Here is a 25,355-nt window from a genome sequence, read left to right as displayed (position 1 = left end):
CGCTCCCACAGTGTGGTGGTGTTTCTGAAATTTCAGCGGCGCTCGGCAACCATCAGCAATGACTGCGGCACGGGACTTTGCGGGTGCTGTGGCTCTTGTAAGCTGGCCAGTTGGAACCCGGCCAGATCGAGTGCATTCAGCCAGCTCGACAACGTGCGGAAATACCAGGGCATCGGCTGCCACTGGCCTTTGAACCCGGCGAACGATTCCTCGCGCCAGCCATCCTGATAATCGCCTGCCGCGACAGACCATGGATGCAGTGTCTGAATGACCACAACACCTCCGGGAACAAGCAAGGCATTCATCGCGGCAAGCAGCGGAATTATCTCTTGATGCAGTAGCGAGAAATTCGCGCACACCAGGTCGTAGTCGCGACCGATATCGACCTTGCCATCGACCAGCGCTTCATAGCTAGCGACATGCACCTGCACCGTCCCCGCCAGACGCGCCGCTTCGACCAGCCGCGCATCGCCATCCACACCGACAGCTTCAATCCCTCGATCCGCCAACGCCCGCAACAACCAGCCTTCGCCGCAGCCAAGATCAAGCACACGCTGCGGCTGACGGCCCATGATCGCCCACAGAATGGCCTGATCGGTGACCTGCTGGCGGCTTTCGATGGCGCCGCTGCGGATCACTTCGATCCAGGCCGCAGCGTTGTCGTGCCAGCTCTGCAAAAGGCTGGATTCGGGGGAGGGCATGGCGGTGTCCCAATTATTGAAAACCCACAGTATGGACGCTGATCGCAGGTGCGCCGCTAGGGCTTGTAGATCAGCGCATCCACCACAACCCCGAACGCCGACGAATGCTCGCGGCGATTCGGGTAATAAAGATGATAGCCGGCAAAGGGCTGGCACCAGTCCTCCAGCACCCGCACCAGACTGCCGTCGGCCAAACTCCCGGCGACCATGTCTTCGGGCAGAAACCCCAAACCGCATCCCGCCACGGCCGCGCGCAGAATCGGCACACTGCTGTTGAACGTCCATTGCCCTTCAACGCGCGCCTTGAGTTCGTGACCGTCCTTCTCGAAATCCCATTGCATCAGGCTGCCATGCGTCGGCAGGCGCAGATTGATGCAGTTGTGCGCAGCCAGATCGCCAGGCTCCACGGGCATTGCCCGGCCTTTGAAATACTCGGGCGAACCCACGACAGCGATGCGCAGCGACGGGCCTATGGGCACGGCGATCATGTCCTTGGCCACCTGATCGCCCAGCCGCACACCAGCGTCATAGCGCTGCGCGACGATGTCGGAGAGGGCGTAATCGACGGTGATTTCGACTTTGATGTCCGGGTAGTCCGGCAGCACCTTCAGCAGCTTTGGCCAGAGAATGTTGTTCGCCGCATGCTCTGAGGCCTGGATGCGCACATTGCCGGCCGGGGTGTCGCGAAACTCGCTGACCGCCGCCAGTTCCAGTTCGATCTCGTCAAAGCGCGGCGCCATCGATTGATACAGGCGTTGACCGGCCTCGGTCGGGGAAACACTGCGCGTAGTCCGCGTCAGCAAGCGCACGCCCAGCCGGGTTTCCAGTGCACGCAGGGTGTGGCTCAGCGCCGACTGCGAGACGCCCAACTGTGCGGCAGCGCGGGTAAAACTGCCTTCGCGAGTGATGACCACAAAGGCTTGCAGGTCATTGAGATTGGGGCGGGACATTGATGAGAACCTCTCATGAGGAGCGCGTGATTATTCCATGAAAGCAGGTCGCGCACGGATGCGCGACCCTTGGCGCGCTGATCACAAGGTGCGTGCGTAAAAATCCGTCAGTTTGCCGATCGCTGCATCGACATAACGCGGCACCCAGTAGGTTTCAATGTGGGTGGCGCCATCGAGTATGAACACTTCCTTGTCGGTGGTGCCGGTGGCTTTGGGGAACGCATCCTGAGTCATGTACAGGCTGTCGGCCTTGCTGCCGGCGATCATCAGCAACGGTTGATTGATCAACTCGATATGGTCGGTGGCGTCGAAACGCATCAGGTCAATAAGGCTGCTGGTGGTGTATTTGAAGGTCGAGTTCGGGTGCGCGTGAGTCTTCCAGTAGTACTCGTAGCCTTGGCGATACAGCTCGAAGGGCAGTTTGGCGATCTGTTCATCGGTGAGGTTGGCATCACCCGAGTACAACACCGCTCCGCCGGCCGCTTCTTGCGCGCGGGCTGCTGATGCTTGTTGCAGGCGTTGCTGAATGCTGTCCATTTGCGAGTCGTTGTAGCCATTGCGACGTACCCGGCCTGAATTGAACATGCTCACCGTCGCCAGGGATTTGAAGCGTTTGTCGGTTTGCGCCGCCGCTAATGAATAACCACCGCCGCCACAAATGCCGAGCAGGCCCAGACGCTTGTCATCCACGCCGGCAAACTGGCTGATGAAATCGGCCATGCCGTGGATGTCTTCGATGCGATACGCCGGTTTATCGATGCTGCGCGGCTGACCACCACTGGCGCCCTGATAGGCCGCATCGGCGGTAATGGTGATGTAACCCTGTTCGGCCAGGCGCTGTGCATACAGACCGGCGACTTGTTCTTTTACGCCGCCATTGGGGTGCGCGACGACCACGGTCGGGTAGGTCTTTTTCGCGTCGTAATTGGCCGGGGTGTAAACGTTGGCGGCGATGTCCAGACCGTTGAGCTTGTAGCTGACCGGGTGGATGTTGACCTTGCCCGCTTCGTTCTTGCTGATCGCGCCGTCGTAGGCGAGGGTAAACGGGTTCTTTTTGTAATCGGCGGCCAAGGCTTCGCCGCCCGAGAGGCCGACCAGTGCCGACATGAGCGTGGCTTTGAGGGTGTTTTTCACGTGAAGCTCCTGAGCAATAAAAAGGGCGGCAGTTCAAACGAAGGGCGGGTCAGTCCAGCTGTTTTTCTTTGAGGAATTGCGCCACCAGGTCAGCGATCTGCACATTGTTAAGATCCGACATGGGGAAGTGAGTGTTGCCGTGGATGCCAATCTCCGGCAGATGGATCAGGCGCACATCGCCGCCGTGGCGATTGACCGCGTCACGCCACAGGCGGGCCATTTTCAGGCGTGCGCGCCAACTGTCCTGGGCGGGCAGGTCAACTGCTTGTTCCGGGATGTTGTCGCCATATAGGATCAGAATCGGAATGCGCGTCAGCGCCATGAATTGTTCCATCGGCACCGCTGCGCCTTGCACCGTGTCGAACGCGCTGGGGATCGGCGCCGGCACTTCACCGTTGGCAAACACGAAGCTACTGCCCGGTTCGAACGCCACGATGGCTTTGACCTTGTCGTTCTTGATCGCCGTCAACCAGCCCGGCCCGCCACCCTGAGAATGCGTAAACAGGATGCCGGGGCCGATTTTGTCGAACAGCGCCGACACACCATCGGAGACCACGCCCATGTCAAACGGCCCGGTGTTCGGCGTCATTGCCCTGAAAAACTGCTCGCGGGTCTGCGCGTCCTGTGCCACTTGCACGCCGTTGAAGTAGCGGGGCCAAAGGCCGATGCGGAACTGGTTGAACCACAGTTGTTCGTCCGGCACCGGTTTGATTGTGGTCTCGACCATGCTGCGTCCGGCGTCGCCACGCCGTGGTTGATCGATCAGATAAACGCCGTAGTGGCGACGCAGAAAAATGTTCTGAAAACCTTCGCGGCCATCGGCGGTGGTTTCCCAGGTCTTGGAAAACTGACCTGCGCCGTGCCACATAACGATGGGCAGTTTTCGCGCATCGACCGGGATCTGGTAGAACGCGTAGGCGTGGTCACCGTGATAGGTCTGGCCGTCGGGCATCATGGGTTTGCGTGGATCGAATGTGCCCGGCGCGGTGGTCACCGTGCCGCCAGCGGCGAAGCTGCCTTGCTTCTGAATCAGCAACGGGCTATCGGGTTGGTTCGCGCACGCCGCCAACAGGCTTAACAGTGCAATGCTCAGGAGATGCTTTGCCGATTTCATGTCATTTCCCCGCAGCCGCGAGGGCTTTGGTCAGTGCTGCGTTGGCCCGCTCGGCAGTCTGTGCATCGCCATGTTTTTTCAGCAGCTCGGTGACTTGGCCTAACTGTGCCGCGCTGAGTCCGATGCGCAGGCTTGCCGCCATGTGCGAGCGCAATTGCGACTCGACCCCCGGCGTTGCTGCCAGCGCGCCGACGGTCGCCAGTTCGCGGCTTTGCCAGTCGAGGTTGTCGCGCTCGAAAATGTCGCCGAACAGATGGGTTTGCAGGAACCGGTTGATCACCGGAGCGAACTCGAACACCGGGCCTTTGACCGGGGCGCCGGAGATTTTCGTTTGATTCGCCGTACCCGCTGCCAATAGCTCATCCCCGACCGGAATCGCCCGGCTCGGCTCACGTCCCGGCGCATCGTCAAGGCCGCGTTGTTTGCGCGCCTGCACCACGGTCATCAATTCATTCAAGGCGTTGAGGCTGCGCGGGAAGCCGACGTAGGCGTAGAGCTGCACGAGAACTTCGCGGGTTTCGCTAATGGTCAGGCCGGCATCAAGCCCTTGGTTGAGCGCCGTGTTGAGGTTGGGCATGTCGCTGGTCGCCATGAACGCGGCGATCAGTGGAATCGTTTGTTGTCGGCTCGACAAAGTAGTTGCGCTGGCTGATGTGCTGGTCATGGTCTGCGCTGCCTCGGCTGCTTGAGTGGTAACGCTGAACATCGCCCCGACGCTCATGCAGAGCGCCATGAGTGTGGGGAGAGCAGTGCTGTTGCGGGTGTCAGTGATCATTGTGAAGGGCTCCATCCATTGCGGGGCGCTGCGGTGTCGCTGGATCGTACGGAGGATGGTTGGGCCGATTAACCCCGATATTGCGCATGGACTCCTGAGCAGAACTCATGAGTGGGCGTTGCAATACCCACTGAAATCCCGGCTCGACCCCGCTGGTGCGGGGCCTGGAGGTCGCATGACGGTTTGCCGCGAAGGTGCCGGGCGAGCAGTCTCGACACATTCGGTAACTTCATTGGCCAGCGTATTGCGCCTCTGAAACCTGTTCTGCCCAGGTGACGGTCTTGCCGTCCTCGGCTTCAGCGATGGCGATGTGGGTCATGCCGTTGCTGGCCGTGGCGCCGTGCCAGTGACGGATGTTCGGCGGAATCCAGACACTGTCGCCCGGACGAATCTCCTGACGCGCGCCACCCTCTTGCTGCACATAGCCGACGCCGGCGGTGACGATCAGCGTTTGCCCCAGCGGATGGGTGTGCCACGCCGTGCGTGCGCCCGGCTCGAAGGTCACTGTGCCGCCGCCGATGCGCGCCGGCGGTTCACCTTTGAACAGGCCATCAACGCGCACCATGCCGGTAAAGTTTTGCGCCGCGCCCTTGGCCGAGGGCTGCGAGCCGTTTGGCGTGATGCGGATTTCGCTGGCGGCCTGGGACTCTGCCGCCATCAGTGAAAAAGCAACGAGTGGCGCAATCAATCGGTTCATCGGATTGGTTCTCCGGTCAGACAGGGAAAGCGACGCCGTACATGGCGCCGCGTTGGGCAGGCTCAGAGTCCGGTCATTTTCAGTGCCGACTCCGGCAGACGTTCGCCGTGCACCTGAATCTGCGCCATCTGCTCGTTGATCTCGCGCAGATCGTCGCCGGTCAATGGCAGCTCGACCGCGCCCAGATTCTCTTCCAGTCGATGCTGTTTGGTCGTGCCCGGTATCGGCACAATCCACGGTTTCTGTGCGAGCAACCAGGCCAGTGCCACTTGCGCCGGCGTGGCGTGTTTGCGTTGCGCGACGGCTTTCACCACATCGACCAACGCCAGATTGGCCCTGCGTGCTTCAGGGGAAAAGCGCGGGACGAAATTGCGGAAGTCGCTGGCGTCGAACTGCGTGTGCTCGTCGATCTGACCGGTGAGGAAACCGGCACCCAGCGGGCTGAACGGTACGAAGCCGATCCCCAGTTCTTCCAGCACGGCCAGCAGTTCCAGCTCCGGGCCACGCCAGAACAGCGAATATTCGCTTTGCACCGCCGTGACCGGTTGTACCGCGTGGGCCCGGCGGATGGTTTCCACACCTGCCTCAGACAGGCCGAAATGCTTGACCTTGCCCTCGGCGATCAAGTCCTTGATGGTGCCGGCGACGTCTTCAATGGGCACCTGCGGATCAACGCGGTGCTGATAAAACAGGTCGATGTGATCGGTACGCAAGCGCTTCAACGACGCCTCGGCGACGGCGCGGATACGCTCCGGCCGGCTATTGGTGCCGCCGCCTCGTGCGCCGGTGATCGGGTCGATATCGAAGCCGAACTTGGTGGCGATGACGACCTGCTCGCGGATCGGCTGCAAGGCCTCGCCCAGCAGTTCTTCATTGGCGAACGGGCCATACGCTTCGGCGGTGTCGAACAGGGTGATGCCTTGCTCGTGGGCCGAACGAATCAGCTTGATCATGCTGGCTTGGTCGGCTGCCGGCCCGTAGGCCGACGTCATGCTCATGCAGCCAAGGCCCAATGCAGACACTTCCAGGCCATTGCCCAACGTGCGGTTTTTCATGATGTCACTCCGTACAGAATTCGATTAACGCGTGAGGGGCTGATCGCTCAGCCAGCCGTTCACCCGTTCCATGGTCTTGCGCTCCTGCTCACCCTCCATCACAAAGCCTTCCAGCACTTTTGCCTTCGGCGCGTGCTTCAGGAGAACGCTGCGGCTGTTGCCCAAGCCATAACCGCCATGGGTGTTGAAGGGGATGAGAGTCTTGCCAGTCAGGTCGTGGGTGCTGAGAAAGGCACGCACGATCGGCGGGGCGGTTTCACCCCAGATCGGAAAACCGAGGTAAATCGTGTCGTAGTCGCTGAGGGCATGAACCCTGCTTTGCAGCTCGGGTTCGAAGCCGCTGTCACGTTCCTGACGTGCCTGCTCCACGGTTTGTAGATAGTCCTCGGGGTAGGCGTGGGCCGGTCGAATCTCAAAGAGATCGGCACCGAGTCCACGTTGAATCAGCCCGGCGACCACGCGGGTATTGCCCGAGCGCGAGAAATACGCGACCAGAATTCGCGAGCCAGAACGCGGAGTTTCACCGGCACTCTGCGTATCGGCGAGCGACAGCAGTGGGGCACTGGCCAGTGCGGCGATTACCGTGCGCCGCAGCGGATCGTGATCGTGGCTCATCGTCCGACGCGCGCCTTGAGGGCTTCGGGATAACGCTCGCCTTCGATGCGGATCTGCGCCAACGCGGTGTCAATTGCCTTGAGTTCAGCAGCGTCGAGCGTGATGTCCGCGCCGCCGAGGTTTTCTTCCAGGCGATGCAGTTTGGTCGTCCCCGGAATCGGCACAATCCACGGTGCCTGTGCGAGCAGCCAGGCCAGCGCGATCTGCGCCGGTGTCGCTTGTTTCTGCGCGGCGATCTGACGGACCAACACCACCAGCGCCTGATTGGCCTGGAGCGCCGATTGGCTGAAACGCGGGACGATGCTGCGGAAATCGTCGCTGCCGTAAGTGGTCTCAGCCGTCACCGTGCCAGTGAGAAACCCCTTACCCAGCGGACTGAACGGCACGAAGCCAATGCCCAGCTCCCAAAGGGTCGGCAGGATTTCCTGCTCGGGTTCGCGCCACCACAGTGAGTACTCGCTTTGCAGCGCCGTGATCGGCTGCACCGCATGCGCACGGCGAATGGTCTGCGCACCGGCCTCCGACAGGCCGAAGTGCTTGACCTTGCCTTCGCCAATCAAGTCCTTCACTACGCCGGCGACGTCTTCGATCGGCACGTTCGGATCGACGCGGTGCTGGTAGAGCAAGTCGATGTAGTCGGTCTTCAAACGACGCAACGAGCCCTCGACGGCTATTCGAATACGTTCGGGGCGGCTGTCCAGAGTCTGCTTTGTATTGTCGGCGCCGACGGCGAAGCCGAATTTTGTGGCGATCACGACCTGGTCGCGAACTGGCGCCAGCGCCTCGCCGACTACTTGCTCATTGATATAGGGGCCGTAGAATTCGGCGGTATCGAAGAACGTGACGCCTCGCTCAACGGCTGAGCGGATCAGTGCGATGGCTTGTTCGGTATCCGTGGCCGGGCCATAACCATGGCTCAGACCCATGCAGCCGAGGCCGAGGGCGGATACTTCGAGTGAACTGTTGCCGAGTGTGCGTTTGTGCATGTTGATCTCCCGTTGGGCGTGGGGAGAACAGTAAGCGAGGTGACTGGTGAGGACTAGATAGGTAAATCGGGATGGCTTGATGAGTTCTGTTCATTAATCGACAGAGGGGGGCAAACGCGAAAGTGAGGGGGGAACCCCTCACTTATTCGGTCTGGTGATTATTGCGGGATGCGCAGCTTGTCCAGCAGTCGATTGACCAACAGCTCGTTCAGCATGATTACCTGTTGCAGTGCCAGCAGCGGTTTACGCTCCGGGCCGCCTATCGAGTTGGCGATGTTACCGGCCATGGAGTGGGCGTAGGAAAGCGACTCACAGGCTTCGACCAACAGGGTTTCTTCATCCAGCGTGGGGTCGACCAGATAGACCGGGCGAAACGGGGGCGAGCTTGGCGGAGCCCCCAGTGCTTCGGGTCGCAGGTAGTAGTCGAGGGCGCGGTCGGTTGCCTCTTTGACCTTTTGCGGGTCAAGCGCGGGGTCGTGAGGGATTGGATCGGTGGGCGGTGGATTTGGCGTGATCTTGAACATAGATAAAGCTCCAATTTGAAAAAATGGGAGCCATCACCCTCGCTACCAAACGGCGGGTGGCGGCCATGCGCGGGTTGGTAGACCGGTCAAATTGGGTAACCCGGCGCTCACGGATGAGCCCCACGCATGCCCACCATACAAAGCCATACCTCAAAAAAAGGAGACAGCATCGACGGTGTCGCAACAACGACAATTTAAAGCGGGCTACCAAACCCGATCACTGTTTTGCAGTGACAGGCAAACGATATAGCCCGGCCCATAGCCGTGTAAGCCGGCGGATTCTGGCGTACGCGTAGGTAACGGCGCAAGGTGTTGTAGGGAGGATGGCGTAACGGTTTGTGTGCTTTAAACGCGGTAACTGGATGGCGTTTACACATGAGCAATGCCGGTTGGTGGCGGCTTTCGGTTTTGCGTGAGTCTGTGAGATTTTTCCCCCTCACCCCAGCCCTCCCGAAACGTCGGACCGCCCCCAAGGGGCGAGGGGGAAAGGGAGCCGATCTTTGTGCTCTTCAAACCTGAGTTCGACTCGGTATTTCAAGTCGGTGCAACTTGCACATTCAGCGCGGTCAGTTCCCTCTACCTCTGGGAGAGGGTTAGGGTGAGGGCTGTCGGTAATTTCAAATTCTGAAGAGGAGGTGCGACATGAATCGATTGACTGGCGGCTGCCTATGCGGCGATGTCCGTTTCGAAGTGACAGGTCAGCCTTACCGCGTCGGCATCTGCCACTGCCTCGACTGCCGCAAACGCCACGGCGCGCTGTTCGGCACCTCGGCCATATTTCCCGAGGATGCGTTGAGGGTCACCGGCGAAACCCGCGACTACAACGGGCGCTTTTTCTGCCCGCGCTGCGGCTCTCCAGTGTTCGCGCGTTCGGCAGATGAAGTGGAGGTCAACGTCGGGTCGCTCGACGAGCCTAATCAGTTCAAACCCACCTACGAACTCTGGACCATTCGCCGCGAGTCGTGGCTACCGGCGCTGCCACTGGCTCACCACTACGAGCGTGATCGCGAGAGCACGGAGCGTACAGAGGAGTAGAGGGGGGCAGAAAACTTCTGGGACTTGGAATGGAGTGAGGATTTTTGGCATGTCACATAGTCCCTGTGGGAGCGAGCTTGCTCGCGAAGGCGTCGTGTCAGTCGACATCAATGTTGAAAGTAATGACGCTTTCGCGAGCAAGCTCGCTCCCACAGGGGAAGTGTATGGCTGCTGTCCAACTCAGCCGCGAATAAAGGCCAGCAAATCCGCGTTAATCGTCTCTGCTTCCGTCGTCGGCATCCCATGCGGGAACCCCGGATACGACTTCAGCGTGCCATTGGGCAGCAACTTCGCCGACAGCGGCCCCGAATCCGCGTACGGCACAATCTGATCATCCTCACCATGCATCACCAGCACCGGCACGGTGACCTTTTTCAAGTCTTCGGTGAAATCCGTCTGCGAAAACGCCACGATCCCGTCGTAATGCGCCTTCGCTCCGCCGATCATGCCCTGACGCCACCAGTTGGCAATAACCCCTTCCGAAGGCGTGGCGCCCGGCCGGTTGTAGCCATAAAACGGCCCGGTCGGGATATCGCGATAAAACTGCGCGCGATTCGCCGCGAGTTGCGCCTGAAAGTCATCGAATACCGATTTCGGCAGCCCACCCGGATTGCTCTCGGTCTGCACCATCAACGGTGGCACCGCGCTGATCAGCACACCTTTGGCGACGTTGGCCTGACCATGCCGGGCAATGTAATGGATGACCTCACCGCCACCGGTCGAGTGACCGACATGCACGACGTTCTTCAGGCCCAGATGATTAACCACAGCCAGCGTATCGTCGGCGTAATGATCCATGTCGTGCCCGTCCCAGACCTGACTCGAACGTCCATGCCCACGCCGATCATGGGCAACCACCCGAAAGCCTTTGCCCAGGAAGAACAGCATCTGCGCATCCCAATCGTCGGAACTGAGCGGCCAGCCGTGGTGGAAGTGGATCACTGGCGCGTCTTTCGGGCCCCAGTCCTTGTAGAAAATCTCGACGCCGTCTTTGCTGGTGACAAATCCCATGTTCGCAACTCCAGACCAATCTGATGGATAACCCGCGCGGTAATCGCGGACCGGTTTCGCTCATGACGAGTTTTCTACTGTGCAGGCTCGGTGAGAGCCGTTATCAACTGTAGGTATAAAGCCGACATCTGCATGACCGGTGGTCGCAACGTCTGGCTTCGTACGCAAATTAGGCTTTGCTGAAAGGGATAAGCCGAGGCGCGCGTAGGCATCGATGGCCACAGCGGCGCCCCTTCAGAACACCGTGAGTCTGAGGAATTTCCCCGATGCTGACCTTGAATATCAATGGCAAAGATCAGGAGCTCGATGTCCCCGCGGACATGCCGTTGCTCTGGGTCCTGCGCGATGTCGCGCACCTGACCGGTACCAAATTCGGCTGTGGCATGGCCCAGTGCGGGGCCTGCACCGTGCACGTTGACGGGGCGCCATTACGCGCCTGTATCACGCCCGCAACCGCTGTAGCCCATGGACAAAAAATTCTTACCATCGAAGGCCTGTCCACCGACGGCTCGCACCCGGTGCAACAAGCCTGGGCCGAACTCGACGTGGTGCAGTGCGGTTACTGCCAGTCGGGGCAGATCATGTCTGCGGCGGCACTGCTGGCGAAAATCCCCAAACCCACCGACAGCGATATCGATCAGGCGCTCTCCGGCAATATCTGCCGCTGCGGCACCTATCCCCGCATTCGCGCAGCGGTTAAGCGTGCATCGGAAATCGGCTGATTCAATCTGTGGGAGATAGGTGATGAACAGTCCTGTATCGCGTCGGGGTTTTCTCAAGGGCAGCGCCGTGTTGGGCGGCGGGTTGGTGGTGGCGTTTGTCGTCCCCGGCGGCCACAAATTTGCCTATGCGGCGGAGAATGAAGGCAAGGTTTTCGCGCCGAATGCGTTCTTGCGGATTGCCGCAGACAACAGCGTCACCGTGCTGCTCGGGCATTCGGAGATGGGCCAGGGCATCTGGACCGGCCTGACCATGTTGATTGCCGAAGAGCTGGACGCCGATTGGTCGAAGATCCGCGTCGAGCACTCGCCCGCGTCGGCGGCGGATTACGGCATGCCCGGTTTTGGCGGCATGCAGATTACCGGCGGCTCGACGTCGACGTGGATGGAGTTTGACCGCTATCGACTGGCAGGCGCGACGGCGCGGCAGATGTTGGTGGAGGCGGCGGCGAAGCGCTTTGAAGTGGCACCGTCGGCCATTCGCACCGAATCGGGTGTGGTGATTGCCGGTGACAAACGTGCAACTTATGGCGAGCTGGCGGATGCCGCCGGGCAATTGCCGGTGCCGGATCCCAAGTCGATTACCTTCAAGGAAGCCAAGGACTGGAAAGTCATTGGCAAACCGACCAAACGCCTCGATACGCCAGAGAAAATCACCGGCCGCGCCAAGTTCGGCATGGACGTGCAGTTTGAAGGCTTGATGACCGCAATGGTCGCGCGCCCACCGGTATTCGGTGCCACTGTTAAATCCTTCGAAGGCGCTGAAGCACTGGCGGTGCCGGGCGTGCACAAAGTGGTGCAGGTACCGACGGGCGTGGCGGTGATTGCCGAGCATTACTGGGCGGCGAAACTGGGTCGCGATGCGCTGAAGATCGATTGGGATCTGGGCCCGCATGCCGATCTGAGCAGCGAGAAGTTGCTGGCGAGTTTCCGCAAACTGGCCGCCACGCAAGGCACGTCAGCCAGTCAGGCCGGTGATGCCAAGGGCAGTTTTGGTAAAGCGGCGAAGAAGATCGACGTCGAATACAGCGTGCCCTATCTGGCTCATGCGCCGATGGAACCGCTCAATTGCACGGTGAAAATCAGCGCCGAGAAATGCGAAATCTGGACCGGCACACAATTCCAGACGCTGGATCAAATGGTCGCTGGCAAGATCACCGGGCTGAAGCCCGAGCAGGTCGAGATTCACACCGAATTCCTTGGTGGCGGTTTTGGGCGCCGGGCCAATCCGACGTCTGACTTTGTCGCCGAAGCGGTGCAAGTGGCGAAAGCCGCTGCGATGCCGGTGAAAACCGTATGGTCGCGCGAGGACGATATCCGTGGCGGTTACTACCGCTCGATGTTCCTGCATCAGGCCAAGATCGGTCTGGGCGCCGATGGGTTGCCGTCGAGCTGGCAGCACGTGCTGGTCGGTCAGTCGATCATGACCGGAACGCTGATGGAAGCGACGATGGTCAAGAACGGCATCGACCCGACCTCGGTCGAAGGCGTTTCCGACAGCCCTTACGTCAAGGGCCTGGCCAACCACCAGGTTGATCTGCATTCGCCGCAAACCGGCATCAATGTGTTGTGGCTGCGCTCGGTGGGCCACAGCCATACCGGTTTTGTCATGGAATCGCTGATTGATGAAATGGCCACGGCGGCTGGCAAGGATCCGGTCGAGTACCGACGAACCTTGCTCAAGGATCATCCTCGGCATTTGGGCGTGCTCAATCTGGCGGTGGAAAAGGCCAATTGGAAAGCCCCGTTACCGGACGGTCATGCGCTGGGCGTGGCGGTGCATGAGTCATTCGGCAGTTACGTGGCGCAGGTCGCGGAGGTGTCGCAGGACAATCTGGCAATTCGCGTGCACCGCGTGGTCTGCGCGGTGGATTGCGGGATCGCGGTGAATCCACAGAGTATCGCCGCGCAGATGGAATCGTGCATCACCTTCGGTCTGGGCATGGCCCTGCACAGCAAACTGACGCTCAAGGATGGCGCGGTCGTGCAGTCCAACTATCACGATTATCAGGTGCTGCGGCTCAACGAGATGCCGGTGGTGGAAGTGCACATCGTGCCCAGCAGCGACAAACCCGGCGGCATCGGCGAGGCCGGTGTTCCGCCGACCGCGCCGGCGGTGGCCAATGCGGTGTTCGCCCTGACCGGGCAACGTCTGCGCGAGTTGCCGCTGCAACTGTCGGGGGTGTGAGATGAAACGACATCTAGTGTTGGGCACGGTGGTTCTACTGGGGCTGGGCGGTTATGCCTCGGACCTGTTTGCCGATGATCAGGAAGCCTTGAAAGCCTTCGGCACGGTGCAGAAAGTCTTCCAGAGCCCGCGTTGCCAGAACTGCCACATTCCCGGGGATTCGCCATTGCAGTTTGACGCCGGCATCCCCCACGCCATGAATGTAGTGCGCGGTATGGACGGCAAGGGTGCGGCCGGTTTGCCCTGTGCAACCTGTCACGCGGAAAACAATCCGCCGGCCAGTTACGGCCCGCATGCGCCGCCGGGCGCGCCGCACTGGAGCCTGCCGCCAGCGGCGCACAAAATGGCCTGGATCGGCCTGCCGCCGGACAAGCTCTGCGCGATGATCAAGGATCGCAGCAGCAACGGCGATCGCGACTTTGCCGCGCTGATCAAGCACGTCAGCGAAGATAAGCTAGTGCTTTGGGGCTGGAATCCCGGGGCAGGGCGCGCACCCGTGCCAGTGCCGCACGATATTTTTGTCACGCAATTCAAGCTCTGGGCCGATGCGGGCGGGCCTTGTCCGGTGGCGGGGATCTGATGAAGTGAACCCCTCGGCGAATTAGCGCTACGCTTAAAAGCATTGTTGCCAATGGAGTGTGCTGATGCTGGTTCCAGGAAAACCTGCGAATGAAACGGCGCGAGTTCAAGCGCTGCACGGTCTCGAACTGCTCGATTCCGCCCCTGAAGAGCGTTTCGATCGACTGACGCGGTTGGCCAAACGCCTGTTCAATGTGCCGATTGCACTGGTGACGCTGGTCGACACCAATCGGCAGTGGTTCAAATCGTGTGTGGGGCTGGATGTCAGCGAGACGCCCAGAGATGTTTCATTCTGCGGCCATGCGATTCTTAACGACGGCCTGCTGTTGGTGCCGGACGCTCGCGAGGATGTGCGCTTCCATGACAACCCGTTGGTGACAGGCGCGCCGAACATTCGCTTCTACGCCGGTTACCCGCTGACTGTGCCCAATGGCAACAAAATGGGCACGCTGTGCCTGATCGACACCAAGCCCCGCGACCTCGACGAGGAAGAGCGCGCGTTATTGCGGGATCTGGCGGAAATGGCCGAGCAAGAGCTGGCCGCTGTACAGATCGCGAGCATGGACGAGTTGACGTTATTGTCCAACCGTCGCGGCTTCAAGCAGTTGGCGCAGCATGCGCTGGACGCCTGCGCGCGGATAAAGCGGCCGGCGACCTTACTGTTTTTCGACCTTAATGACTTCAAACAGATCAACGATCTGTATGGGCACGCCGAGGGTGACAGTGCGCTGAAGACCTTTGCCGACGTGCTGCGCATCGCCTTTCGCGAGAGTGATGTGGTCGGGCGTTTGGGCGGGGATGAGTTCGTCGCGCTGCTGACTGGCTCCAGCCATATCGAAACCACAGCGATCATGGCGCGGCTCAAGGATATTCTCGAAGAGCGCAATGCCACGTTGCACCGGGGCTATGCGATTCGCTTCAGTGTCGGGCAGATCGAATACGACGCTGAGCGCCATGAGACCGTGGACCGGCTGCTGGCGGATGCTGATAGTGCGATGTATGTGCACAAGCAGGCCTTGAAGCGTTGTTGATTCGGGCCTCATCGCTGGCTTGCCAGCGATGGCGTCCGCACATTCAACATCGTCATCGGCTGACCCACCGCTATCGCGAGCAGGCTCACTCCTACAATGGTGTTGGCGGTTCTCAAAATCCCGGTTCACCGCAGATCCCGGTGGGAGCTAGCTTGCTAGCGAATGCGTCAGCCCGAACAATACAAATCTATTTGGCAAACAATTGCCCAATGTCTTTAAACGCCTTGAACTCCAGCGCATTGCCGCACGGGTCAAACAAAAACATCGTCGCCTGTTCCCCGACCAAACCCTGAAACCGAATCCCCGGCTCAATCACAAACGTCGTTTCCAGTGACTGCAAGCGTTCGGCCAACGCCTCCCATTCCTGCATCCCCAACACCACGCCAAAATGTGGCACCGGTACGTTATGCCCGTCGACGGCGTTGGTGTGCGCAGCTTCCTGCGAGGCGTTTTTCGGTGCCAGGTGAATCACCAGTTGATGGCCAAAAAAATTGAAATCGACCCAGTGATCACTGGAGCGACCTTCCTCCAGACCAAACACTTCCCGGTAAAAGTGTCTTGCGGCCGCGAGGTCATACACCGGAATGGCCAGATGAAAAGGGCTGAGTTGCATAGTGAATTCTCGATCAGGTTCGTTGACTGAGTTTAGTGCTGTGAAATGTGATTGAAAGACGATAGTTTTTGCGCCGAGCTCAAATTATTTCGATCAGTCGGGGTGCGCATGCTACGTGAACTGAAGACCTTTCTCGCGGTGGCGCGGCATGGCACTTTTGCAGCGGCGGGGTTGCACATTGGCCTGACGCAATCGGCAGTCAGTGCGCAAATCCGCAATCTTGAACAGGCGTTGGGGATTCGCCTCTTTGACCGCACGGGCCGCCAGGCGATGCTCAATCCGGCGGGGCAGCGGGCGGTGCCGATGGCGCAGGAGATGCTGGCGATTTTCGGCCGCATGGCGGTCAGCGAGGACGTCAGTGAGTTTCGTGGCGAGCTGAAAATCGGTGCGGTGGCCACTGCGCAAACCGGGTTGTTGCCTCAGGCGTTGTTGCGCTTGCGTCAACAGGCACCGGGGCTTGAGCCAAAACTGGTGCCGGGCGTGTCGTTGAGCCTGCTCAGTCAGGTGGATGCCGGCGAAGTTGATCTGGCAATCATGATCAAACCGCCGTTCGAACTGCCCAAAGAGCTGTCGGCGCAGGTGATCCGGCGTGAGCCGTTTGTGTTGATCGTGCCGCCGCAGGTCGATGGCGACGATGCGCTGCGGTTACTCGCCGAACTGCCGCATGTGCGCTACGACCGCAATTCGTTTGGCGGGCGATTGGTGACGCGGTTTCTGCGCGAGCAGCGCATAGAGGTCAACGTAGCGCTGGAGCTGGATGAACTGGAAGCGATCGTGAAAATGGTCGAGTCGGGATTGGGTGTTTCACTGCTGCCCAAAGCAGGGCTGTGGCTGGAGCATCCGCTCAAGGTCAGAGTGATCGAGTTGGGCGAACTGACGTTCTATCGCGAGATGGTTTTGTTGCAGCGTTACAGCCAACGCAATCAGCCGATTCAAAAGCTGTTCGCACAATGTCTGGAATAACCCCAATCCCCTTGTAGGCGTGAGCCTGCTCGCGATCGCAGTGGTCCAGAGACATCAATGTTGCTGACCCGACGCCATCGCGAGCAGGCTCACTCCTACAAGGGATTTGGGTTGTTCAAGAAATAGCAGGCATAAAAAAACCCGCCAGATTGGCGGGTTTTTTATCGGCTACTCGAAGATCACTCTTCGATGTTGCCCATGGCGGTGGTGTTGAAGCCGCCGTCGACGTACATGATTTCGCCGCTGATGCCCGACGCCAGGTCGGAGCACAGGAAGGCGCCGGCGTTGCCGACTTCGTCGATGGTGACGTTGCGACGCAGCGGGGTTTGCGCTTCGTTGGCGGCCAGCATCTTGCGGAAGTTCTTGATGCCCGAGGCGGCCAGGGTACGGATCGGGCCAGCCGATACGCAGTTGACGCGGGTGCCGTCCGGGCCCAGGGAGCCGGCCAGGTAACGTACGCCAGCTTCCAGCGAAGCCTTGGCCATGCCCATCACGTTGTAGTTCGGCATGGTGCGCTCGGCGCCCAGGTACGACAGGGTCAGCAGGCTGCCGTTGCGGCCTTTCATCATTTCGCGGCCGGCTTTGGCCAGGGCCACGAAGCTGTAGGCGCTGATGTCGTGAGCGATGCGGAAACCGTCACGGGTGGTGGCTTCGGTGAAGTCGCCGTCCAGTTGGTCGCCCGGGGCGAAACCAACGGAGTGAACGATGCAGTCCAGGCCATCCCACTTCTTGCTCAGTGCTTCGAAGACCTTGGCGATTTCTTCATCGCTGGCCACGTCGCACGGGAAGCACAGCTCAGGGCTCGAACCCCAGCCTTGGGCGAATTCTTCAACACGACCTTTCAGTTTGTCGTTCTGATAAGTGAAGGCAAGCTCAGCGCCCTCGCGATGCATGGCGGCAGCGATGCCGGATGCGATGGACAGCTTGCTGGCGACACCGACGATCAGTACGCGCTTACCGGCGAGAAAACCCATGTGTTGCTCCTCTTTCAGGTTATTGCGCAGTGGCTGGTGCCAAAAAAGCGGCTTCCAGCAACTGCTGTGTATACGGATGTTGGGGGGCGGCAAAAATACTTTGCGCGTCTCCCTGTTCGACCACTTGGCCATGCTTGACCACCATCAGCTGGTGGCTCAGCGCTTTGACGACAGCCAAATCATGGCTGATAAACAAATACGTCAGGTTGTACTTGGCTTGCAGTGAACGCAACAGCTCCACCACTTGCCGCTGCACCGTCCGGTCGAGTGCCGACGTCGGCTCGTCCAGCAGGATCAGCGCCGGTTTCAGCACCAAAGCCCGGGCAATGGCGATTCGCTGCCGTTGCCCACCGGAAAATTCGTGGGGGTAGCGGTGCCGGGTTTCCGGATCCAGACCTACCTCCTTCAATGCCGCAATAATCGCCGCCTCTTGTTCCTCGGCGGTGCCCATCTTGTGAATCCGCAGGCCCTCGCCAACGATGTCGCTGACACACATGCGCGGGCTCAGGCTGCCAAACGGGTCCTGAAACACCACCTGCATCTCCCGACGCAACGGGCGAACCTCGTTCTGCGTCAGGCAGTCTAGCTGCTTGCCTTCAAAGCGGATCGCGCCTTTGCTGCCAATCAGCCGCAAAATCGCCAGACCCAGGGTGGATTTGCCGGAACCGCTTTCGCCCACGATCCCCAAGGTCTGGCCTTGAGGCAGGCTGAAATTGATACCGTCCACTGCCTTGACGTGATCCACCGTGCGCTTGAGCAGGCCTTTCTTGATCGGGAACCAGACTTTCAGGTCCTCGACTTCCAGCAGTGGCGCGCCGATTTTATTGCTCGCCGGGCCTCCGCTGGGCTCCGCGCCGAGCAATTCCCGAGTGTACGGATGCTGCGGCGAACGGAACAGCTCTGCGCACGATGCCTGTTCGACGATGCAACCGCGCTGCATGACACATACACGATGCGCAATTCTTCGCACCAGGTTCAAATCGTGACTGATCAGTAACAGCGACATGCCCAATCGGGCCTGCAATTCCTTGAGCAAATCGAGGATTTTCAGCTGAACGGTCACGTCCAGCGCCGTGGTCGGTTCGTCGGCAATCAGCAATTCCGGCTCGTTGGCCAGAGCCATGGCGATCATCACACGCTGGCGCTGGCCACCGGACAACTCGTGGGGCAGGGCCTTGAGACGCTTGTGCGGTTCGGGGATGCCGACCATGTCCAGCAACTCCAGCGTACGCTTGGTCGCGACTTTTCCGGTCAGGCCCTTGTGGATGCCGAGGACTTCGTTGATCTGCTTCTCGATCGAGTGCAGCGGATTCAGCGACGTCATCGGCTCCTGAAAGATCATCGCGATGCGGTTGCCACGAATGTGGCGGATGGTTTTCTCACTGAGCCCCAGCAGGTTTTGCCCGGCATAGTTGATGCTGCCGGCCGGATGGCGGGCCATGGGGTAGGGCAGCAGGCGCAGGATCGAGTGCGCAGTCACCGATTTGCCCGAGCCGGATTCGCCGACCAGCGCCAGGGTTTCGCCGCGTTTGATGTCGAAACTCACGCCTTCGACGACCCGGTGCACGCGCTCGCCGAAACCGAATTCGACGGCGAGGTCGCGCACTTCGATCAGATTGTCCTGATTCATTTCACTTCCTCGGGTCGAAGGCATCGCGAGCGGACTCGCCGATAAACACCAGCAAACTCAACATCAACGCCAGCACGGCAAAGGCACTCATGCCCAGCCACGGCGCTTGCAGGTTGGATTTGCCCTGGGCGACCAGTTCACCCAGCGACGGACTGCCGGCCGGCAAGCCGAAACCGAGGAAGTCCAAAGCGGTGAGGGTGCCGATGGCGCCGGTGAGGATGAACGGCATAAACGTCATGGTCGAGACCATCGCGTTGGGCAGGATGTGGCGGAACATGATCGCGCCGTTCTGCATGCCCAGCGCCCGCGCCGCGCGCACGTATTCAAGGTTGCGGCCACGGAGGAACTCGGCGCGCACCACGTCGACCAGGCTCATCCACGAGAACAGCAGCATGATCCCCAGCAGCCACCAGAAATTCGGCTGGACGAAACTGGCGAGAATGATCAGCAGATACAGCACCGGGAGTCCCGACCAGATCTCCAGAAAACGCTGCCCGGCCAGGTCGACCCAGCCGCCATAGAAGCCCTGCAAAGCACCGGCAATCACGCCGATGATCGAACTCAGCACGGTCAACGTCAGCGCGAACAGCACCGAGATGCGGAAACCGTAGATCACCCGCGCCAGCACATCGCGGCCCTGATCGTCGGTGCCCAGCAGGTTATCCGCCGAGGGCGGCGCCGGGGCCGGGACTTTCAGGTCGTAGTTGATGCTCTGGTAGCTGTAGGGAATCGGCGCCCACAACACCCACGCATCCTTGGCCTTGAGCAGTTCGCGGATGTACGGGCTCTTGTAGTTGGCTTCCAGCGGGAATTCGCCGCCGAAGGTGGTTTCCGGGTAGCGCTTGATCGCCGGGAAGTACCAGTTGTTGTCGTAATGCACCACCAGCGGCTTGTCGTTGGCGATCAGCTCGGCGCCCAGGCTCAGGCCGAACAGCACCAGAAACAGCCACAGCGACCACCAGCCACGCTTGTTGGCCTTGAACAGTTCGAAGCGGCGGCGGTTGAGAGGGGACAGGTTCATCTCAATGCTCCCGGCTTTCGAAGTCGATGCGCGGATCGACCAGGGTGTAGGTGAGGTCGCCGATCAGTTTCACCACCAGCCCCAGCAGGGTGAAGATGAACAGGGTGCCGAACACCACCGGGTAATCGCGGTTGATCGCCGCTTCAAAGCTCATCAGGCCCAGACCGTCGAGGGAGAAGATCACCTCGACCAACAGGGAACCCGTGAAGAAGATGCCGATGAACGCCGACGGGAACCCGGCAATCACCAGCAGCATGGCGTTGCGGAACACATGGCCGTACAACACGCGATGGCGCGTCAGGCCTTTGGCCTTGGCGGTGACCACGTATTGTTTGTTGATCTCGTCGAGGAAGCTGTTTTTGGTCAACAGGGTCATGGTTGCAAAGTTGCCGATCACCAGCGCAGTCACCGGCAGCGCCAGGTGCCAGAAGTAATCGAGGATCTTGCCGCCGAAGCTCAGTTCATCGAAGTTGTTCGAGGTTAGCCCGCGCAGCGGGAACCAGTCGAGATAGCTGCCGCCGGCAAACACCACGATCAGCAGGATCGCAAAGAGGAACGCCGGGATCGCATAGCCGACGATGATTGCCGAACTGGTCCAGACGTCGAAATGGCTGCCGTGCCGCGTGGCTTTGGCGATCCCCAGCGGGATCGACACCAGGTACATGATCAGCGTGCTCCACAGCCCCAGCGAGATCGACACCGGCATCTTTTCCTTGATCAGATCGATGACCTTGGCGTCGCGGAAGAAACTGTCGCCGAAATCCAGCTGCGCGTAGTTCTTGACCATGATCCACAGACGTTCCGGGGCCGACTTGTCGAACCCGTACATGTGCTCGATTTCCTTGATCAGCGCCGGGTCCAGGCCCTGCGCGCCGCGATAGGACGAGCCGGCCACCGACACCTCGGCACCGCCGCCGGCAATGCGGCTGGTGGCGCCTTCAAAGCCTTCGAGCTTGGCGATCATCTGTTCCACCGGGCCACCGGGCGCGGCCTGGATGATCACGAAGTTGATCAGCAGAATGCCGAACAGGGTCGGGATGATCAGCAGCAGTCGCCGAAAAATATACGCCAGCATCTGATTACTCCGTGCCCACAGGGTCGGCTTGCAGTTTGGTTTCGACTTCTATTGCCGGTTTTGCGTCGGGCTTGACCCACCAGGTGTTAATCCCGATGTCGTACTTGGGCGAGACTTTCGGGTGACCGATGTGGTTCCAGTAGGCCACGCGCCAGGTCTTGATGTGCCAGTTCGGCACCACGTAGTAACCCCATTGCAGCACGCGATCCAGTGCGCGGGCGTGGGCCACCAGGCTTTTACGCGAGTCGGCGTTGATCAGGTTTTCGACCAGTTGATCGACAATCGGATCCTTCAGGCCGATGGTGTTGCGGCTGCTCGGTTTGTCGGCAGCGGCGCTCATCCAGAATTCGCGCTGTTCGTTACCCGGTGAGTTTGATTGCGGGAAGCTGCCGACCATCATGTCGAAGTCCCGCGAACGCACGCGGTTGATGTATTGCGAGACGTCGACGCGGCGGATTACCAGATCGATACCAAGGTCGCTGAGGTTGCGCTTGAACGGCAGCAGTACGCGTTCGAATTCGGTCTGCGCGAGCAGGAACTCGATCACCACCGGTTTGCCCGTGGCGTCGACCATTTTGTCGTCGACGATCTTCCAGCCGGCCTCTTGCAGCAGTTGGTAGGCCTCGCGCTGCTGCGCGCGGATCATGCCGCTGGCGTCGGTCTTCGGATTCTCGAACGCTTCGCTGAACACCTGCGCCGGCAGCTTGCTGCGGAACGGCTCGAGGATCGCCACTTGATCGGCGTCAGGCAGGCCGGTGGCGGCCATTTCCGAGTTTTCGAAATAGCTGCGGGTGCGGAAGTAGGCGCTGTTGAACAGTTGTTTGTTGGTCCATTCGAAATCGAACAGCAGACCGAGTGCCTGACGCACCCGCACATCCTGAAACACCGGGCGACGCAGGTTGAAGACGAAGCCTTGCATCCCAGTGGGGTTGCTGTTGGCGATCTGTTCCTTGATCAAGCGGCCTTCGGTAACCGCCGGGATGTTGTAGGCGTTGGCCCAGTTCTTTGCGGTCATTTCCAGCCAGTAATCGAATTGTCCGGCCTTCAGCGCCTCAAGGGCGACGGTGTTGTCGCGGTAGTAATCGGTGGTCATCGTGTCGAAGTTGTAGAAACCACGGTTGACCGGCAGGTCCTTGCCCCAGTAATCCTTGACCCGCTCGTAACGCACTGAACGTCCGGCCTTCACTTCGGCAACCTTGTAAGGGCCGCTGCCCAACGGAATTTCCAGGTTGCCCTTGGTGAAGTCGCGATCGGCCCACCAGTGCTTGGGCAGCACCGGTAACTGGCCGAGGATCAGCGGTAGTTCACGGTTATTGGTGTGCTTGAACTTGAAGAGCACTTTCAGCGGATCTTCGGCGATTACCTCGGAAACGTCGCTGTAATAGCCGCGAAACAGTGGCGAACCTTCTTTTGTGAGCGTATTGAAGCTGAACACCACGTCCTCGGCGCGTACCGGGTGGCCGTCGTGGAAACGCGCTTCGGGGCGCAGGTAGAAACGCACCCAGCTGTTGTCCGGGGCTCTTTCGATCTGCCGGGCGATCAAGCCGTATTCGGTGAACGGTTCGTCGAGGCTGTGTTTGGTCAAGGTGTCGTAGATCTGCCCGACATCGTCGGCCGGCACGCCTTTGCTGATAAACGGGTTGAGGCTGTCAAAGCCGCCGAAACCGGCCTGACGGAAGATGCCGCCCTTGGGCGCATCGGGGTTCACATAATCGAAATGCTTGAAATCGGCCGGGTATTTCGGCGGCTCGTTGTACAGGGTCACGGCGTGTTGCGGAGCGGCAAAAGCCAGCCCGGCGAACAGCAAACCGCTGGCCTGGACGAGCAGGGCGCGGATCGGTTTCATTGATCTTTCTCCGAAGACTTCAGCCACCACGCGCTCAGGCCCAGGGTGTAGGGCGGCGTGGTGACGAAGGCCAACCGGTTGCGGTAGGCCAGACGGTGATAATTGAGGTACCAATTGGGAATGCTGTAGTGCTGCCAGAGCAGCACGCGGTCGAGCGCCTTGCCGGCGGCGACCTGCTCGTCGCGGGTGCGCGCGGCGAGCAATTGTTCGAGCAGGTGATCCACTACCGGGTTGGCAATGCCTGCGTAATTCTTGCTGCCCTTGACCCCGACCTGACTGGAGTGGAAGTACTGCCACTGCTCCAGGCCCGGGCTGAGGGTCTGATTGAGCGTCATCGAGATCATGTCGAAATCAAATTGATCGAGGCGCTGTTTGTACTGCGCCCGATCCACGGTGCGCAGGCGCGCGTCGATGCCGATGCTGTTGAGGTTCTCGATATAGGGCTGGTAGAGGCGCTCCAGGTTCGGATTGACCAGCAGCAGTTCGAACCGCAGCGGTTGGCCGTCAGCGTTTTGCAGGCGCTGACCGTTGAGCTTCCAGCCGGCTTCGGCGAGCAATGCCAATGCCTTGCGCATGGTTTCCCGGGGAATGCCGCGGCCGTCGGTTTTTGGCAGGCTGAACGGCTCGGTGAACAGCTTGGCCGGCAGTTGTTCCTTGTACGGCTTGAGCATCAGCCATTCATGCCCGACCGGCAGGCCGGAGGTGGTGAACTCGCTGTTGGGGTAGTAACTGGTGGTGCGTTTGTAGGCATCGCTGAACAGTGCGCGGTTGGTCCACTCGAAGTCGAACATCAGGCCCAGCGCTTCACGGGTCTTAACGTCCGAGAACGTCGCACGGCGGGTGTTCATGAACAGGCCCTGACTCTGGGTCGGGATCTGATGGGGGATCTGCGCCTTGATCACATCGCCACGGCGCACGGCAGGGAAGTTATAACCGTTGGCCCAGTTTTTCGCCTGATGCTCGATGTAAATGTCGAATTCGCCAGCCTTGAATGCTTCGAAGGCGACATCGCTGTCGCGATAGAACTCGACTTCCATGCGATCGAAGTTGTACTTGCCGCGATTGACCGGCAGATCCTTGCCCCAGTAATCCTTGACCCGTTCGAAGATCAACTGCCGGCCCGGCGTCACCGAAGTAATGCGATACGGGCCGCTGCCCAGTGGCGGTTCGAAGGTGGTGGCCTTGAAGTCGCGGTCTTTCCAGTAATGCTGCGGCAGCACCGGCAATTCGCCAAGACGCAGGATCAACAGCGGATTGCCCGAGCGCTTGAGCACGAAGCGAATGCGCTGCTTGTTGAGAATGTCGACCCGCAGCACTTCCTGCAGGGCGGTGCGGTACAGCGGGTGGCCGTCCTTGAGCAGCGTTCGATAGGAGAAGGCGACGTCATAGGCGGTGATCGGCGTGCCGTCGTGGAAACGCGCTTCCGGGCGCAAATTGAATACCACCCAGCTGCGATCTTCGCTGTACTCCACCGATTGCGCGATCAAACCATAGCTCGACGCCGGCTCGTCACCGGACGGCGAATACTGGCCGGTGCCGACCATCAGCGGCTCGTTCAGCTCATTGATGCCGTACTGGAGGAAATTCGCGGTGGTGACCGGGCTGGTGCCTTTGAACGTGTACGGATTGACCGTATCGAAGGTGCCGAACGCCATTACCCGCAACGTACCGCCCTTGGGCGCTTGCGGGTTGACCCAGTCGAAGTGGGTAAATCTGGCCGGGTACTTGAGCGTGCCGAACTGCGCATAACCGTGACTTTCGGTAATCGTCGCGCTTGCGGTTGAGCTCAAGGCCAGGCTGATCAGGAGCAGGAGGAGGGGACGCTTCAAGTCAGATCCGATCCAGGCGGCTTGGGCTTAGTGGGCCGTACAGTAACAGCTTGTCTGGACAGGAAAAAGATGCGGGTTAATGCGGGGTTAATCGTTTGCGCGAAGAGCCCCTCACCGTAACCCTCTCCCGGAGGGAGAGGGGACTGATCGCGGTGTTTTGGAGGGATGCATCGACGTGCAACACCGAGTCGAACTCATGTTTTGAAAAGCCCCCCGATCGGCTCCCTTTCCCCCTCGCCCCCTTGAGGGAGAGGGCTGGGGTGAGGGGGATCGATCTAAAGCACGCCACA

Annotated in this window: 24 protein-coding genes; 6 read left to right on the top strand and 18 right to left on the bottom strand. The window is 60.1% G+C overall.

Annotated elements, in window-relative coordinates; genetic code table 11:
* Positions 1–32: 32 nt before the first annotated feature.
* From H8F23_RS01545 to H8F23_RS01500, 10 genes are all read right to left on the bottom strand, one after another.
* Positions 33–701 carry a class I SAM-dependent methyltransferase gene (locus tag H8F23_RS01545; RefSeq protein WP_194933167.1) on the bottom strand — a complete coding sequence of 223 codons (669 nt, stop codon included), beginning with the start codon at positions 699–701 and terminating at the stop codon, positions 33–35.
* Positions 702–757: 56 nt separating this feature from the next.
* Complete coding sequence (locus H8F23_RS01540; protein ID WP_194933166.1) at positions 758–1,651, bottom strand: LysR family transcriptional regulator; 894 nt, start codon at positions 1,649–1,651, stop codon at positions 758–760.
* An 81-nt stretch (positions 1,652–1,732) separates the two neighbouring features.
* Complete coding sequence (locus H8F23_RS01535; RefSeq protein WP_194933165.1) at positions 1,733–2,785, bottom strand: alpha/beta hydrolase; 1,053 nt, start codon at positions 2,783–2,785, stop codon at positions 1,733–1,735.
* Between the two features lie 49 nt (positions 2,786–2,834).
* The gene (locus H8F23_RS01530) at positions 2,835–3,779 is read right to left on the bottom strand and encodes an alpha/beta hydrolase (RefSeq protein WP_194933252.1); all 945 of its coding nucleotides are present in this window, start codon (positions 3,777–3,779) and stop codon (positions 2,835–2,837) included.
* Between the two features lie 121 nt (positions 3,780–3,900).
* Positions 3,901–4,674 (bottom strand): carboxymuconolactone decarboxylase family protein, encoded by a 774-nt coding sequence (locus H8F23_RS01525; RefSeq protein ID WP_194933164.1) that lies wholly within the window; start codon positions 4,672–4,674, stop codon positions 3,901–3,903.
* A gap of 229 nt (positions 4,675–4,903) precedes the next feature.
* Positions 4,904–5,371, bottom strand: a complete 468-nt coding sequence (locus H8F23_RS01520) for a (R)-mandelonitrile lyase (protein WP_194933163.1) — start codon at positions 5,369–5,371, stop codon at positions 4,904–4,906.
* A gap of 62 nt (positions 5,372–5,433) precedes the next feature.
* Positions 5,434–6,426: an aldo/keto reductase gene (locus tag H8F23_RS01515; protein ID WP_194933162.1), complete on the bottom strand. Its 993-nt coding sequence runs from the start codon at positions 6,424–6,426 to the stop codon at positions 5,434–5,436.
* Between the two features lie 24 nt (positions 6,427–6,450).
* Complete coding sequence (locus H8F23_RS01510) at positions 6,451–7,041, bottom strand: flavodoxin (protein ID WP_194933161.1); 591 nt, start codon at positions 7,039–7,041, stop codon at positions 6,451–6,453.
* Entirely contained in the window at positions 7,038–8,027 is a 990-nt protein-coding gene (locus tag H8F23_RS01505; protein ID WP_194933160.1) for an aldo/keto reductase, read from the bottom strand. The genes H8F23_RS01510 and H8F23_RS01505 overlap by 4 nt, the downstream gene beginning before the upstream one ends.
* A 158-nt stretch (positions 8,028–8,185) precedes the next feature.
* Positions 8,186–8,551: a DUF6124 family protein gene (locus H8F23_RS01500; protein ID WP_007910609.1), complete on the bottom strand. Its 366-nt coding sequence runs from the start codon at positions 8,549–8,551 to the stop codon at positions 8,186–8,188.
* Positions 8,552–9,193: 642 nt separating this feature from the next.
* Here H8F23_RS01500 and H8F23_RS01495 point away from each other — a divergent pair.
* Positions 9,194–9,586 (top strand): GFA family protein, encoded by a 393-nt coding sequence (locus H8F23_RS01495; protein WP_194933159.1) that lies wholly within the window; start codon positions 9,194–9,196, stop codon positions 9,584–9,586.
* 180 nt (positions 9,587–9,766) lie between these two features.
* On the opposite strand, the gene H8F23_RS01490 is transcribed toward H8F23_RS01495, so the two are convergent.
* A complete protein-coding gene (locus H8F23_RS01490) occupies positions 9,767–10,597 on the bottom strand; it encodes an alpha/beta fold hydrolase (protein ID WP_194933158.1) in 831 nt (276 codons plus the stop codon).
* 266 nt (positions 10,598–10,863) lie between these two features.
* On the opposite strand from H8F23_RS01490, the gene H8F23_RS01485 reads away from it, so the two are divergent.
* The 4 genes from H8F23_RS01485 to H8F23_RS01470 all read left to right on the top strand — a co-directional run bounded on the left by H8F23_RS01485 (position 10,864) and on the right by H8F23_RS01470 (position 15,114).
* The gene (locus H8F23_RS01485; protein WP_003224136.1) at positions 10,864–11,319 is read left to right on the top strand and encodes a (2Fe-2S)-binding protein; all 456 of its coding nucleotides are present in this window, start codon (positions 10,864–10,866) and stop codon (positions 11,317–11,319) included.
* A gap of 22 nt (positions 11,320–11,341) precedes the next feature.
* A complete protein-coding gene (locus tag H8F23_RS01480; protein WP_194933157.1) occupies positions 11,342–13,504 on the top strand; it encodes a xanthine dehydrogenase family protein molybdopterin-binding subunit in 2,163 nt (720 codons plus the stop codon).
* Position 13,505: 1 nt separating this feature from the next.
* A complete protein-coding gene (locus H8F23_RS01475) occupies positions 13,506–14,084 on the top strand; it encodes a hypothetical protein (RefSeq protein ID WP_194933156.1) in 579 nt (192 codons plus the stop codon).
* Positions 14,085–14,148: 64 nt separating this feature from the next.
* A complete protein-coding gene (locus H8F23_RS01470) occupies positions 14,149–15,114 on the top strand; it encodes a GGDEF domain-containing protein (RefSeq protein ID WP_150707274.1) in 966 nt (321 codons plus the stop codon).
* A 187-nt stretch (positions 15,115–15,301) separates the two neighbouring features.
* Here H8F23_RS01470 and H8F23_RS01465 read toward each other — a convergent pair whose 3' ends face one another.
* Complete coding sequence (locus H8F23_RS01465; RefSeq protein WP_194933155.1) at positions 15,302–15,727, bottom strand: VOC family protein; 426 nt, start codon at positions 15,725–15,727, stop codon at positions 15,302–15,304.
* 108 nt (positions 15,728–15,835) lie between these two features.
* Between H8F23_RS01465 and H8F23_RS01460 the strand changes: the two genes are divergently transcribed.
* Positions 15,836–16,690, top strand: a complete 855-nt coding sequence (locus H8F23_RS01460; protein ID WP_194933154.1) for a LysR family transcriptional regulator — start codon at positions 15,836–15,838, stop codon at positions 16,688–16,690.
* A 179-nt stretch (positions 16,691–16,869) separates the two neighbouring features.
* On the opposite strand, the gene fabI is transcribed toward H8F23_RS01460, so the two are convergent.
* Genes fabI through H8F23_RS01430 form a run of 6 tightly spaced genes read right to left on the bottom strand, consistent with a single transcriptional unit; the run spans position 16,870 to position 25,065 of the window.
* Positions 16,870–17,664 carry an enoyl-ACP reductase FabI gene (gene fabI / locus H8F23_RS01455; protein WP_007910591.1) on the bottom strand — a complete coding sequence of 265 codons (795 nt, stop codon included), beginning with the start codon at positions 17,662–17,664 and terminating at the stop codon, positions 16,870–16,872.
* 19 nt (positions 17,665–17,683) lie between these two features.
* On the bottom strand, positions 17,684–19,294 hold the full coding sequence (locus H8F23_RS01450; protein WP_095047910.1) for an ABC transporter ATP-binding protein: 1,611 nt from the start codon (positions 19,292–19,294) through the stop codon (positions 17,684–17,686).
* A gap of 1 nt (position 19,295) precedes the next feature.
* Entirely contained in the window at positions 19,296–20,315 is a 1,020-nt protein-coding gene (locus tag H8F23_RS01445; RefSeq protein WP_093430714.1) for an ABC transporter permease, read from the bottom strand.
* Between the two features lies 1 nt (position 20,316).
* Complete coding sequence (locus tag H8F23_RS01440) at positions 20,317–21,390, bottom strand: microcin C ABC transporter permease YejB (protein ID WP_007910584.1); 1,074 nt, start codon at positions 21,388–21,390, stop codon at positions 20,317–20,319.
* Positions 21,391–21,394: 4 nt separating this feature from the next.
* Positions 21,395–23,236 (bottom strand): extracellular solute-binding protein, encoded by a 1,842-nt coding sequence (locus H8F23_RS01435; RefSeq protein ID WP_099756512.1) that lies wholly within the window; start codon positions 23,234–23,236, stop codon positions 21,395–21,397.
* The gene (locus H8F23_RS01430; RefSeq protein WP_194933153.1) at positions 23,233–25,065 is read right to left on the bottom strand and encodes an extracellular solute-binding protein; all 1,833 of its coding nucleotides are present in this window, start codon (positions 25,063–25,065) and stop codon (positions 23,233–23,235) included. Before H8F23_RS01430 ends, H8F23_RS01435 begins: the two co-directional genes overlap by 4 nt.
* Positions 25,066–25,355 lie beyond the last annotated feature (290 nt).

This window comes from Pseudomonas neuropathica, from assembly GCF_015461835.1.
GTDB classification, from domain to species: Bacteria; Pseudomonadota; Gammaproteobacteria; order Pseudomonadales; family Pseudomonadaceae; genus Aquipseudomonas; species Aquipseudomonas neuropathica.
Note: the sequence above shows the minus strand (reverse complement) of the source record. Positions and strands in the feature narration are given on the sequence as shown.